Source organism: Bacteroidota bacterium (assembly GCA_020402865.1).
Lineage (GTDB): Bacteria > Bacteroidota > Bacteroidia > Palsa-965 > Palsa-965.
Window position 1 is genome coordinate 84205 of sequence record JADBYT010000010.1, and the last position, 12920, is coordinate 97124.

General features: G+C 51.3%; 13 protein-coding genes. 2 read left to right on the forward strand and 11 right to left on the reverse strand.

Going from position 1 to position 12920, the window contains the following annotated elements; genetic code table 11:
- Positions 1-7: 7 nt before the first annotated feature.
- Both IM638_08395 and IM638_08400 read left to right on the forward strand, forming a co-directional pair.
- A complete protein-coding gene (locus IM638_08395) occupies positions 8-952 on the forward strand; it encodes a hypothetical protein (GenBank protein ID MCA6363045.1) in 945 nt (314 codons plus the stop codon).
- Positions 942-2411 carry an O-antigen ligase family protein gene (locus IM638_08400; protein ID MCA6363046.1) on the forward strand — a complete coding sequence of 490 codons (1470 nt, stop codon included), beginning with the start codon at positions 942-944 and terminating at the stop codon, positions 2409-2411. Before IM638_08395 ends, IM638_08400 begins: the two co-directional genes overlap by 11 nt.
- On the opposite strand, the gene IM638_08405 is transcribed toward IM638_08400, so the two are convergent.
- The 11 genes from IM638_08405 to IM638_08455 all read right to left on the reverse strand — a co-directional run bounded on the left by IM638_08405 (position 2408) and on the right by IM638_08455 (position 12920).
- Positions 2408-3646, reverse strand: coding sequence for a PP2C family protein-serine/threonine phosphatase (locus IM638_08405; GenBank protein MCA6363047.1), 1239 nt, complete (start codon positions 3644-3646; stop codon positions 2408-2410). The genes IM638_08400 and IM638_08405 overlap by 4 nt on opposite strands.
- Positions 3647-3744: 98 nt before the next feature.
- Positions 3745-4683 carry a UDP-3-O-(3-hydroxymyristoyl)glucosamine N-acyltransferase gene (locus tag IM638_08410; GenBank protein MCA6363048.1) on the reverse strand — a complete coding sequence of 313 codons (939 nt, stop codon included), beginning with the start codon at positions 4681-4683 and terminating at the stop codon, positions 3745-3747.
- 568 nt (positions 4684-5251) lie between these two features.
- Complete coding sequence (gene efp, locus IM638_08415) at positions 5252-5815, reverse strand: elongation factor P (GenBank protein MCA6363049.1); 564 nt, start codon at positions 5813-5815, stop codon at positions 5252-5254.
- 62 nt (positions 5816-5877) lie between these two features.
- A complete protein-coding gene (locus IM638_08420; protein ID MCA6363050.1) occupies positions 5878-6333 on the reverse strand; it encodes a hypothetical protein in 456 nt (151 codons plus the stop codon).
- Between the two features lie 2 nt (positions 6334-6335).
- Positions 6336-6950 (reverse strand): ATP-binding cassette domain-containing protein, encoded by a 615-nt coding sequence (locus IM638_08425; protein MCA6363051.1) that lies wholly within the window; start codon positions 6948-6950, stop codon positions 6336-6338.
- Between the two features lie 26 nt (positions 6951-6976).
- Complete coding sequence (locus IM638_08430) at positions 6977-7528, reverse strand: hypothetical protein (GenBank protein MCA6363052.1); 552 nt, start codon at positions 7526-7528, stop codon at positions 6977-6979.
- Between the two features lie 77 nt (positions 7529-7605).
- A complete protein-coding gene (locus tag IM638_08435) occupies positions 7606-8226 on the reverse strand; it encodes a hypothetical protein (GenBank protein MCA6363053.1) in 621 nt (206 codons plus the stop codon).
- A gap of 372 nt (positions 8227-8598) precedes the next feature.
- A complete protein-coding gene (gene lpxA / locus IM638_08440) occupies positions 8599-9375 on the reverse strand; it encodes an acyl-ACP--UDP-N-acetylglucosamine O-acyltransferase (GenBank protein ID MCA6363054.1) in 777 nt (258 codons plus the stop codon).
- The gene (locus tag IM638_08445) at positions 9372-10802 is read right to left on the reverse strand and encodes a bifunctional UDP-3-O-[3-hydroxymyristoyl] N-acetylglucosamine deacetylase/3-hydroxyacyl-ACP dehydratase (GenBank protein MCA6363055.1); all 1431 of its coding nucleotides are present in this window, start codon (positions 10800-10802) and stop codon (positions 9372-9374) included. The genes lpxA and IM638_08445 overlap by 4 nt, the downstream gene beginning before the upstream one ends.
- A gap of 21 nt (positions 10803-10823) precedes the next feature.
- Positions 10824-11861: a UDP-3-O-(3-hydroxymyristoyl)glucosamine N-acyltransferase gene (gene lpxD / locus IM638_08450; protein ID MCA6363056.1), complete on the reverse strand. Its 1038-nt coding sequence runs from the start codon at positions 11859-11861 to the stop codon at positions 10824-10826.
- Between the two features lie 93 nt (positions 11862-11954).
- Positions 11955-12920 (reverse strand): T9SS type A sorting domain-containing protein, encoded by a 966-nt coding sequence (locus IM638_08455; protein ID MCA6363057.1) that lies wholly within the window; start codon positions 12918-12920, stop codon positions 11955-11957.

Here is a 12920-nt window from a genome sequence, read left to right on the forward strand (position 1 = left end):
TCCAAAAATGTCAGACCTTTTCGAGCAATCCGGCCTGCTACAGATAGCCCGTAAGCGTTTTTTGCACCTTAGCATTATTGGTGCTCTGGCAGCCGTATGCAGCTTTGTTTTTTCGGGAGAAACATTTATCAAACCACGCTATAAATCAATGGCGGTGGTTTATCCGGTAAATATTATCCCTTATTCAAGCGAAACTCCTTCGGAGCAATTGCTGCAATTGTTCAACTCTACCGATGTGCGCCAGATGATGGTACGGCGTTTTAATCTTTCGAAAGCCTATTCTATTGATACCACTGTAAAGGCCGGGAAAGCCCGTTTGCTGGCTGCTTACGATGAAAACGTAGAAGTGCGTAAAACAGAATTTGAATCGGTACAGATTTACATTTACGATACCAATCCCGATTCGGCCTGTGCAATGGTGAAGGCGCTGATCGGGTTTGTAAATGTGAAAGCACGCAGCCTGCAGCGCGAAAAAACACAGGAAGTAGTAAACATTTTTAAAGGTCAGTTGCTGCAAAAGCAGATGCAGATTGACACGATGGAAAAAGAAATGCAGTTGCTGCGCGAAAACTACGGCCTGCTCGATTATAAAGGACAGGCGCGCGAGGTAACACGCGGCATTCTTAAAAACGACGGCCGCAATGCCAAGGCTGATACGCTTTACAACAACCTGCGCCGCAAAGGCGGTGATCTGCTCTGGTATAGCGACCAGCTTGCACAGCTTCGCAAAGATTATGGTAATGTACGCTCCGAATACGACCGCGCACTGAGCGACCTTACCAAAGAGCTCACCTATTCAAACGTGGTGGCCTCGCCCTACCCGGCCGATTCGAAATCCTATCCCGTGCGCTGGCTCATTGTGGTTGTAACCACCTGCTCGGCACTTTTCTTCGGCTTCCTGCTTTTTCTATTGCTCGATAAAAAAACAAAAGCACCCGCGCATGCAGCCTGATACACACATAGCCAACAAGCGCACGCTCTGGTGGGTGTATGGCTGGTGTGCCATTTTTCTGGCGGCCAATACGGTTTGCATGCTCAATGAATTTTACTGGCTAAACCTGCTTCCGGCGGTATTACTGGTGGCCGCTCTGGCCATTTTTGCACTCGATAAACTGCTCCTGATCTGCGTGTTTCTTACGCCGCTTTCGGTTGTGCTGGCCGATCAGGATATCCGTATCGGGCTTAGCTTGCCGGTAGAGCCTTTGCTGGCGGGCATTCTCATGCTCATGCTGCTGAAGTTTATACAGCAGGGCAAATTCGACCGGCGTTTCCTTGTGCATCCGGTTACAATGGCCATATTGTTTAATCTGGCTTGGATTGCGGTAACCACTATGACCAGTGAAATGCCGCTTGTATCGCTCAAATTTTTCATTGCCCGCCTGTGGTTTGTGGTGCCGTTTTACTTTCTTGGTGTGCAGCTGTTCCGCAACATGAGCAATGTGCGCCGTTTTCTCTGGCTCTATATTCTGCCTTTTACCATTGTTATCGGCTACACCATTTTCAACCACTCGCTCTACGGCTTCGATCAGGATTCCGCACACTGGGTAATGTCGCCCTTCTACAACGACCACACCGCATACGGCGCGGCGCTGGCCATGTTTTATCCGGCCATCATTGCATTTACCATGAGCCGCCGCTACGGAATTAACCTGCGCATTATTGCCGGGCTGCTGCTGCTCATTTTCACTACGGCACTTGTATTCTCCTATACCCGCGCAGCGTGGGTGAGCCTTATCGGTGCGCTCTTTCTGTTTATTATTCTGCGCCTGCGCATCCGGTTTATATACATTGCAGGTGTAGTCATTACGGCCATTGCCATTCTGCTTTTTTCGTGGACGGATATTGTAATGAAGCTCGAAAAAAACAGGCAGGACACTTCCGATGATCTGGCCGAGCACATTGAATCCATTTCCAACATTTCTACCGACGCGTCCAACCTCGAACGCCTCAACCGCTGGAGTTCGGCCATGCGCATGTTCGATGAGCGTCCGTTCTTCGGCTGGGGACCGGGCACATACAGTTTTCAGTATGCTCCGTTTCAGCTTTCGGGCGAAAAAACAATCATCAGCACCAACGCCGGCGACCTCGGTAATGCACACAGCGAATACATCGGCCCGCTTTGCGAAAGCGGTGTGTTCGGACTTTTGTCGATGCTGGGTGTGGTGATTACAATAATATGGACCGGCTGGCGGCTTTACCACCGCATGCAGCCCGGCGAAATGCGTTCGGTGCTGCTGGCTGTGCTGCTGGGGCTGGTTACGTATTTCATTCACGGCACGCTCAACAACTTTCTGGATACCGACAAAGCGGCCATTCCGTTCTGGGCCTTTGCAGCCATGCTGGTGGCAGCTGATATTTGGCTGGTGCCTGAGAAAAAAGAGAATGAGGTTTCGGAAACCGATGCCCGTTAGTGCAATCTGCAGGTAAACAGCGCAATATCATCTACGTAGTTCAGATGCTCCTTGTGCGCTTCAATCTGATTGAGCAGCATGGCATTGAAATCTTTGGGCGTTAGCTCGTGCTCCTCCCATGCAAGGTACTGCAGACGTTCTATACCAAATTCTTCACCAGCCTCGTTTGTTTGCTCCACCAGCCCGTCAGTATAGCAGCACAGCATGGAGTTAGGACTGATGTTGAGAATACCTTCTTTCACTTTACTCAACTCATCAACCATGCCCAGACCGGTGCAGCCAATGGTAAGCTGCGTAACACCGTCGGACGCGATGAGAATGGGCGGATTGTGCCCGGCGTTGATGTAGTGCATTACGCGTGTAACCAGGTTGTACTTGGCTACAAACAGCGTAATGAAACGATCGCCTTTGGCACTGTGGTTTACTTTGGTATTGAGTTCGCGCACAAGCTCGGTAAGATCAGGCATATACTGAAGCAGCACGCGGATATTTGCCTGAAAGTTTGACATAAGCAACGCGGCCGGCACGCCTTTTCCCGACACGTCGGCTACGCAAAGCGCCACCTCGTTTTCGTTGATGCGCACAAAATCGTAGTAATCGCCGCCAACCTGAAGGTGGGGCAAATACACGGCATTCATATCAAACTGCTCGTCGTTGGGAAGCTCTTCGGGAAAAAGCTGGCGCTGTACTTCCCAGGCCAGTTCGAGTTCGCGGCGCATGGTAGCCTGCCGGATATTGTCTTTGGCGAGCTTCTTGTTTTCAATGGCTACCACGATAATGTTGGTAAGCGTTTGCACAAAAGGCAAATGCTTGATGGCCGCACTCATTCCGCTTTCATCCTCATCAATATCACCCACCAGCACATAAGCCAGCGGCAGCGATTTATGGTAAACCGGAATAATGATTTCGAACGAACGTTCAAGCGGATGCGCGGCAATGTCGATGGTACGTATATCGGTAATACCGGCAAATTCGCTGGCCACATCAATATCGGCAAACGAATTATCAACCCCGAACTGAAGCAGGCAACGCCAGCCCTGTCCGTCGAAACTGAACAGCACCAGTTTGCCGATGTTCAGATTATCACGCACAATTGACTCGAACGTGGTGAGCAGTTCGGAGGTTGAAACGTTGTTGTTGATGGAGTTGGTAACTTCAAGCAGCGCATTAAGTTTAAAATCCTTAATACGCTTGGCGCTGAGCCCAACACTGCCTCTGCTGTTCTTTACCATCATGCTAAATTTACCAGCTTCTGAGCAGGGGAGATGCTAAAATTAGACAAATACCTGAGTTTAACCGACAAATGGCCGGAATAAATTCAGAAAAGGCCGGATTACAGTCCGGCTTTGCGGAATTTCTCAATCCACCCCGGCAGCTGGCGCATGCTGGCCATTTCGCGCAGGCGCTGCCGCGAATCGTCGCTCGGCGAGCCAAACTGCACGGAACCGGCTGGAATATCTTTTGTTACACCCGACTGTGCCATAACCACGGCTCCGTCGTTTATCACCAGATCGCTGGCAATGCCCACCTGGCCCCAGAGTGTAACACGGTTGCCAATGCGGCACACACCGGCAATGCCCACCTGCGCAGCCAGCAAACACATTTCGCCGATTACCGTATCGTGGCCGATATGCACCTGATTGTCGAGCTTAGTATGGCGGCCAATTACGGTGTCGCCGGTAACACCGGCATCAATGGTGCAGCCTGCGCCAATTTCCACGTGATCGTGAATGACCACGCGGCCGCAGGTTTGCAGTTTCTCGAAATGATCAGCGCGTTTTTTATAGTAGAACGCATGCCCGCCAATGATGGCGCCTGCATGGATAATTACATCGTTGCCGATTACAACATTATCGTAAAGCACCACGCCCGGCATAAGCACACAGTTGCGGCCTACGGTTACCTTGTTGCCAATGTACACGCCCGGATGCAGCACGGTGCCCTCGCCCACTACTGCGGTATCGCTTACGGGTTTGAGCGAGTAGCTGAGCGGCTGAAAATGACGCACCAGCGTGTTGAAGGCGGTAAACGGCTCGTCGCAGAAAATAAGCCCCTTGCCTTCGGGCGCATCTACTTTTTTGTTGATGAGCACAGTGGTGGCTGCGCTGCTCAATGCTTTGTCGTAATACTTGGGATGATCGACAAACATGAGGTCGCCGTGTTCAACCATGTGTACTTCGTTGAGACCGGTAACGGGCAAATTGGCCGGGCCGGCATACTCGGCGCTGAGCAGTGCGGCCACATCGGCCAGGGTGTGCGGTGTAATTTTCATTGCAGGTAAAGGTACGAAGCCGGAAGGTTTGAACGGAGGGAAAGCGGTATGAATTTATAGCCCGGGCTGAACGGAAAGCCTGAGCCTGTATAGATGCTGTTTTGTGGCAAATGCCGGCGAAGCCTTGCAGTGAAGACCGGAGCGAACGGAATTTTGGAATTCAGGCGGGCCGCTCCCAGCCTCCGATTCCCGGATCTGCACGATGGATGATGCAGGGCGGAGATTGAGGACAAAAAGCACAAAATAACAAACCCACCCCAAAATGCCAGCCAGGCCACATGCGCCGTTTCGCAAGTCTGGAGACTTGCTTCATTTTAGCGAAAAGTTTCTATCACCTGCGGCGATGTAAACTTTTTGCAGCATAATGCTGCTGCGCAGGCTTGGTGTTGTCAAGTCTGGAGACTTGACAAAATGTTGCGCCCGGTTTGGTTGCCTTTGGCAACTAAACCGGGCGCAGCCGGGGGGCAGCTGGGGCAGCTGGTTTTCTATCGCCTGCGGCGATGAGAACTATTGTTGCATAAAAAAATCCGGCTTGTGGCCGGACTTTTTTATGCGGGGTGCGACGCAATTATTGTTTTACACGCTCCACATACGCGCCGGTGCGGGTGTCGATGCGGATCATGTCGCCTTCTGAGCAGAAGAGCGGCACACGTACTTCTGCGCCGGTTTCTACTGTAGCGGGCTTGAGGGTGTTTGTGGCGGTATCGCCTTTGAGGCCGGGCTCAGTGTAGGTGATGAGGAGTTCCACATGGTTGGGTGCTTCGGCCGAAATGGGCTGTTCGCTTTCAAACCATACTTTTACGTCCATACCTTCCTTGAGGAATTCGAGGCCGCTGGTAATCATGTCTTTGGGCAGATAAATTTGCTCAAAGGTGTCTTTATCCATGAGGACAATATTATTGTCTTCGGGGTAAATGAACTGGAGGTTGCGATATTCTACATACACAATCTCAACGCCTTCGCCGGAGCGGAAACGGTTTTCTACGAGTTTTCCGTTGCTGAGCACGCGCATTTTGCCCTGATAAAAAGCACGAAGGTTGCCGGGCGTTCTGTGCTGCCATTCTACAACCTGAACGAGTTCGCCATTGTAGCGGAGGAACGTACCGAGGCTTACATCACCGGTATCTGCCATTGTAATTGAGTTTAATCAGTTGAACGTTAATAGGAATGAGGCGCAAAGATAGCAAAATAGGGCTATTTCCATTCCCAGAGTTTATAGCTTTTCACCTTATCAAATGGCAGCTTGCCTGTTTTGAGGTAAAGCAGTATTTGTCCGCGGTGATGCGCCTCGTGTGCGCAGGCGTAAGCCAGAAACAAAGCCGGACCTTGTTTGTAGCCTTTGAGTGTGCCTGTTTTTTCGGCAGTTTCGAGCTGTACGGCCAGCAAATTGCCTGTTTCAGTGAGGAAACCGGCTATTTCGGAAGCATTTACAGTTTCGGCATGGGGCGGTGTGATGCTTTTGCCGGTAGCCGGGGCAATTACTTCGAGCCAGGCTTTGCGTATCATGCCCAGATGGCGGAACTGTGAAGCCACGGTTTTTCCGCGGGCCGTTTGCCGGTACTCAAGTTGTTGCTGGGTGAGTTCGTGCAGCAGGAAAAGCGTGTGGCGGCAGTTTATGCGCCAGGCATCGGTAAGTGGCGTGGCAGCCATGTTTACACGTGTTTAAATTGTTCGATGCCCAGTTCGGCGGTGCAGAAAAAATGCTCGGCCTGCTGGCGGTTGGAGCATACAATTACGGTGCGGTTGCCGATATGTGCTGTAACCAGCTGCGCATACCATTGCATGGCGGCCTGATCGAGGTTGGCGCAGGGCTCGTCGAGCAGCAGCAGGGGCGTATCGGCAAGAATGGCCAGTGTAAGCCGCGCGCGTTGTTTCATGCCTGATGAATAGTGGCGTATGGCTTTGTGTGCGGCGTGGCTGAGGCCCGAAAGTTTGAGCACATCGGCATTGGAAAGCTGTGCGCGCCAGGGCTTGAACTTTTGCTGAAACGCAATGCTCTCGGCCAGCGTAAATTCTTCCATGAGTTCGAGGTAGGGCGCGGCCATGCTCAGGTGGCGGTACACACTGGCCTCGTCGGTATTTTGCCGCTGCACCCTGCCTTCGCTGGGCAAAAGGTTGCCGGCAATTACCTGAAGCAGTGTAGATTTTCCGGAGCCGTTGCCGCCGGTAAGCACGGTGTGCGAGCCTCCGGCAAATGTGTAATTCACATTGCGGAAAATCCACTCGCGGTTAAACCTGCGCCCAACGGCCTGCAACTCAATTTGCATACGCAGGCGAAGGTAAGCAGGATCAGTTAATTCGTAAACAATCCCTTTTGCTGAATGCGCCCGATGAGCACCGGCAGAAACAACGCGGCCACGCGCTCCCCCTCACTCAGTTTATCGTGCGGCCCGCTTATTTCCCAGTCTTCAAACCGGTTGTGAATGCGCGTAGAAATCTGGCAACGCCCGGCTTCGGCGTTAAAATTCCAGTTGTCCCAGCTTTGACCGTAAAATGTTTCAATACGCATCATCTTCAATGAATCGCCGCTAAGCTGCCAGCGTGTCCACGATCCGGGCATCTGTGTTTCGAGATAAAACCGCTGACTGCCCATCGTAAACTGCCAGTGATTGAAATGATCTTTGAAATACGTTTCAATCAGTACTTCTTTCCCCTCGCTAATGTAACGCCATGAGTTGGGATCGTTCTTAAACCCGATTTCAAACTCCCCTTTTTTATCGCCTATTTCCACGTCCCAGCGCTCCACATGGCCATTGAGCCAGGTTTGCACGCGGGCAGGAGCCGGATTGCTGCTTTGAAAAAGAAAGGGGAAAATAAGAAGTACGAAAAACGTATAGTGGCGCATGCGAGTTAATTTCCCTCTAAAATACAAAGATGAGGCCAGCTTTTCAGGGGTGGCCTCATCTTCTCGGGTTGTGTGTGTTAGTATTTCTCGGTAAACACCTGCACTTCAATATCGGTAAATACACCGTTGGCAATTTCCGAACCTTTATCGCCCATGTAGCCGGTTAATTTTCCGCTCACTTTGCCGGAGGCAATAGCTTTTTTGGCGTCCACATTTTCCCATTTGGTGATTTCAACCGTAAACGGCGAGGGCGCATTTTTCAAGCCGTTGCCCAGCATTACGGAGTTTTTCGAATCGCCGTCGGGGCTGCCGGTGAGCAGGATTTCGAGGTTTTTCTGAGGCACTACGCCCGTTTTACCATCGAAATTATTGATGACGATATTGAGCTGACGGGTGTCTTTTTCATCAACCGACCTGAAGGTAATCATGGCATGCGGATAGGGCTTATTAAACATGCTGTTGCCACCGGCATAATAGAGGTGCGAGTTGAAAAAACCGGCTCCGCTCCACGGTGTGCCGCCGAGGGTGCAGGTAAATTCTGCTTTTTTCTTTTCCGGACTGGCTGTTGCCGGCTTTGAGTCGGTAATTGCCGGTGGTCCGGTAACGGAATCAGTAAGTGATGTATCGCCGTTTGATGAACAGGCCGTGAAACCGGCAAGAAGAGCTGTTAAAAGGGATATGCGAAGTGTGGCGCGCATGGGTTAACAATTTGGTACCATGCAAATATAAAAGCAGGATGGTAAACGAACGGGATATAAATAATGGGGGTGTGAGAGGTTTTGGAGTGAGTTTATGGGGGGGATGCGGGGATTTATCAGAGCCTGTTAGTTTTTTTTGGGGGGGGATGTGCTATGGGTAGTATTCGCAAGTCTGGAGACTTGCGAAAGATTAGCGAAAAGTTATTATCGCCTGCGGCGATATAAACTTTCCGCAGCGTTGTTATTATCGCCTGCGGCGATATAAACTTTCCGCAGCGTTGTTATTATCGCCTGCGGCGATATAAACTTTCCGCAGCGTTGTGTTATCGCCTGCGGCGATGTAAACTTTTGACCGCGGACTTTGCCCGCTGTTTATACAAGGCCGCGGATGATGCCGTCTTTCGAGTTGCGGATAAACGTAAGTATCTGCTCTTTCTCCGCCGATTCCGGTGCTTCCTTCTCTATTACCGAAACCGCATTCGACACATTCAGCCCTTTCACATACAGCGTGCGGTAAACATCTTCAATGGCCAATATACTTTCGCGGCTGAATCCGCGACGACTTAATCCGATACTATTCACGCCCACATAAGCCAGCGGCTCACGGGCAGCTTTTACAAACGGCGGCACGTTTTTGCGCACGCCTGTTTGTCCGCCAATAAACGAATGCGCACCAATACGCACAAACTGCCCCACCCCCACATAACCTTCCAGTATGGCCCAGTCTTCGATGGTTACGTGGCCGGAGAGATTGACCGAATTGGCAAGTATTACATGATTACCCACCATACTGTCGTGCCCCACATGCACGTAGGCCATGAGCAGACAGTTGCTGCCGATTACGGTTTTGTATTTGTCAACCGTGCCTCGGTTCAGCGTTACGCATTCGCGAATGGTGGTGTTGTCGCCTATTTCGGTTGTGGTTTTCTCGCCTGCAAATTTCAGATCCTGCGGAATGGCGCTGATTACCGCACCGGGAAAGATGCGGCAGTTTTTGCCAATGCGTGCACCGTCCATAATTGTGGCGTTTGGCCCTATCCAGGAGCCTTCGCCAATTTCCACATCGCCCTGTATGTAGGCGAAAGGTTCAACGGTTACACCGGCTGCCAGTTTAGCATCGGGATGAATGTAGGCGAGCGGAGAAATCATACACCGGCGGGTTGAGCTTCTTTCTTTTCAAGGCCGCGCACTTTCACAATCTGTGCAAGCATGTCGGCTTCGGCCACTACTTTGTTGTTTACATACGTAGTGCCTTTCATGTGGCAGAGTCCGCGACGGATCGGGTCAATCAGTTCGAGCCTGAACACGCACGAATCGCCGGGCACCACTTTCTGCTTAAACTTCACGCCTTCCATTTTGAGGAAATACGTTTGATAGTTTTCCGGATCGGGCACGGTTTTCAAACAAAGCACGCCACCGGTTTGCGCCATGGCTTCCACCAGCAGCACGCCCGGCATAATCGGCTCGTCGGGAAAATGGCCTTGTGTCCAGAACTCAGTCATGGTAATGTTTTTCACACCCACCACATGCGTTTCGCTGATCTCGGTAATCTTATCAACCATGAGGAAGGGCTGACGATGCGGAAGAATTTTCATGATCTCACGCACATCAAAAATAGCCGGTGCCTGCGGATCAAAATTCGGTTCTGCTTTTTTGCTGCGCTCTTTCTTCACCAGCGCCTTGAGCTTGCGGGCAAAGTCCACATTGCCGGCGTGGCCCGGACGTGCGGCCAGAATATGCACTTTCATGTGTACACCCACCAGCGCCAGATCGCCCACAATGTCGAGCAGTTTGTGGCGGGCGGGCTCGTTGTAGTAATGCAGCTGCGTATTGTTGAGTACGCCACGGCCTTTTACTTCCACATCGGGCTTGTTGAATACTTTGCGCAGGTGGTCGAGTTTTTCATCAGGCAGTTCGCGATCCACCAGCACAATGGCATTGTCCAGATCACCGCCTTTAATAAGATTATGCTGCAGCAGCGCCTCAAGTTCGTGAATGAACACAAACGTGCGGCAGCGGGCTATGTTCTCGTTAAACTCGCTCAGCTTGTACATCGAGGCGTGCTGCGTACCGAGGATTTCGCTGTTGTAATCAACCATTACCGTTACGCGGAATTCATCCTGCGGCACGGCCAGCATTTCCACCTTCTTTACCGGATCTTCGTAGGTGAGGTTTTCCTTCAGCTCGAAGTAATAACGTTCTGCATCCTGTTCCACAAAGCCCACGGCTTCGAGCGCCTGCACAAACGGCCATGCGCTTCCGTCGATAATGGGTACTTCGGGTCCGTCAATATCCATGAGCACGTTATCGAGGTCGCAACCCATAAGAGCGGCCAGTGCATGCTCCACGGTGCTTACGCGGCCACCGTTTTTCTCAAGCGTGGTGCCGCGTGCGGTGTCGGTTACATTGTCCACATCAGCCTCAATAACCGGTTGTCCGGGAAGGTCGATGCGGCGGAATTTAAAGCCGTGATTTTCGGGGGCGGGATGAAAGGTGAGGTTTACGGGTTTTCCGGTGTGTAAACCTACGCCCGAAACGGTGCATGATGCCTGCAGTGTGCGTTGCTTAATGCTCATGAAGTATAGTGTGAGAGGCTGTTATTTTCCGTTGAGGTTGAGAAGCTTTTCAATGGCTTTTACTTTGTCGCTGAGCGCGGGCAGCCCGCGGAAAAGCACATACGAACGTTTGTAATCGCCGATGCCGAAAGCGGGTGAGCCCTGCATAATTTCGTTATCGGCAATGTGTGCGCCAATGCCCGACTGTGCGGCAATTTTAACACCGTTGCCAATGTTGAGGTGGCCCACAATGCCCACCTGCCCGCCAATCATGCAATTTGCGCCTATCCTGGTGCTTCCCGCCACGCCGGTTTGTGCGGCGATTACGGTGTTTTCACCAATTTCCACGTTGTGGGCAATCTGTATGAGGTTGTCGAGCTTTACGCCGCGACGGATAATTGTAGAGCCGAGTGTGGCGCGGTCAACCGTAGTGTTGGCGCCTATCTCCACGTTGTCTTCAATAACCACATTGCCAATGTGCGGTACTTTCTGGTAGTTGTTGGTGCTGTTGGGCTGAAAGCCGAATCCGTCGCCGCCGATGATGGCACCGGCCTGAATGATGCAGTCGTTGCCCACCACACAGTCGTGATAAATGCGCACGCCGCTGTGCAGCAAGGTATTGTTGCCAATACGTGCGGCTTCGCCCACAAATACATGGGCGTGTATGCGGGCATTATCGCCAATTACGGCATGGTCGCTGATTACGGCCAGCGGCCCGATGTACACGTTGTTGCCAATTTTGGCCGAGCCCGACACTACTGCCGAAGCATCCACGCCCGTTTTGCTGAAACGGAACTGGTTGTAAGCATCCAGCAATTGGGCAAACGCCTGGCGGGCATCGGCCACACGAATCAGCGTAAGCGTTTCGGGCAGGGTCTGTTCGGGCGTAAAATCGGCGTTTACAATGGCAATGGTGGCGCGGGTGGTGTAGATATGCTGCGCATACAACGGGTTCGAGAGAAAAGTAATGGAACCCGGCTCGCCCTCTTCAATTTTGGCGAGTTTGGAAACGGCTGCACCGGCATCACCTTCTACAGTGCCACCGGTAAGTGCCGCAATTTGTTCGGCTTTAAATTGCATCGCCCCAAAAATACGAGAAAAACCGGTTGGAAAACATGCATTTCAGGCCGGTTTTCGCACCCTTCGCGCAGCCTTTTGATACGTTTCCGCCCCTCAGCGTTGCAGCACGAGTTTCTGCCGGGCAACTCCATCCGGCGTTTCCAGTTCGAGCAGGTAGATGCCTCCGGGCAAATCACTCACTTCAATTTCCGAGCGGCCTTGTATGCGCTGCCCGTACAGAAGCTGGCCGGCGAGTGTGTATATGCGTAATGTGGAAGGTGTGCCGGAGCCTGGCTCGACGATGAAATTTGTTGTGGCCGGATTGGGGTAAGTACGGAAATAATCCGTTTCAACCACATCAACACCAACAAACACAGAAGCATTCAAACTGCAAGGCCCCGAAATTGCGGGTAATGTATCAAAAATATCTCCGAACCATGGACTGATATACATTTCGTCGCGGTAAAACCACGTCGTATCATTATTCCCTGCACATATCAACCAAGAATCAGTGGATGGCAATCCTGTTCCGATTCGGTTTAAAAAACTGTTCGCACTACCCACCGACTCAATCCACAAAAACCGGTAACCACCAAATGGAGAAATACTTCTTAAATAAATACTTTTCAACGTCGTATTCCACGCCACATAAGGCTTAACAGTATCTACCACAAGTGTATAGTAAGTTTGCGAACCCGTAATATCATACCCAAATACGTTAAACACCGTATCACCCTGCTGTACAGCAATATCTACCAACAATGAAGGCAGGGTGTCCTGGGCATTAATCCACCATGTTTTACCAGTTGTGTCTGTACGGTAGCAACCCGCGTAAGCTGTAAATGGTGTTGATGAAGTATGTATGAACAGTTTTGAATATTGCTCTCCGGAAATCAGCGTATCGCTGGCAAGTGAATCTGTTTGATAATATGAATATTCTATATACCAATTGCCAGGGGCGGAAGATACATACCGGTAAAGTTGCCAGTGGGCGCTTGAATCAGGTAGCGGGCGATAATTCTGGCTCGCTGCAATTACAGGAGCAAGGATGAGCAGGATAATAAGCAGCCGTTTAATCAT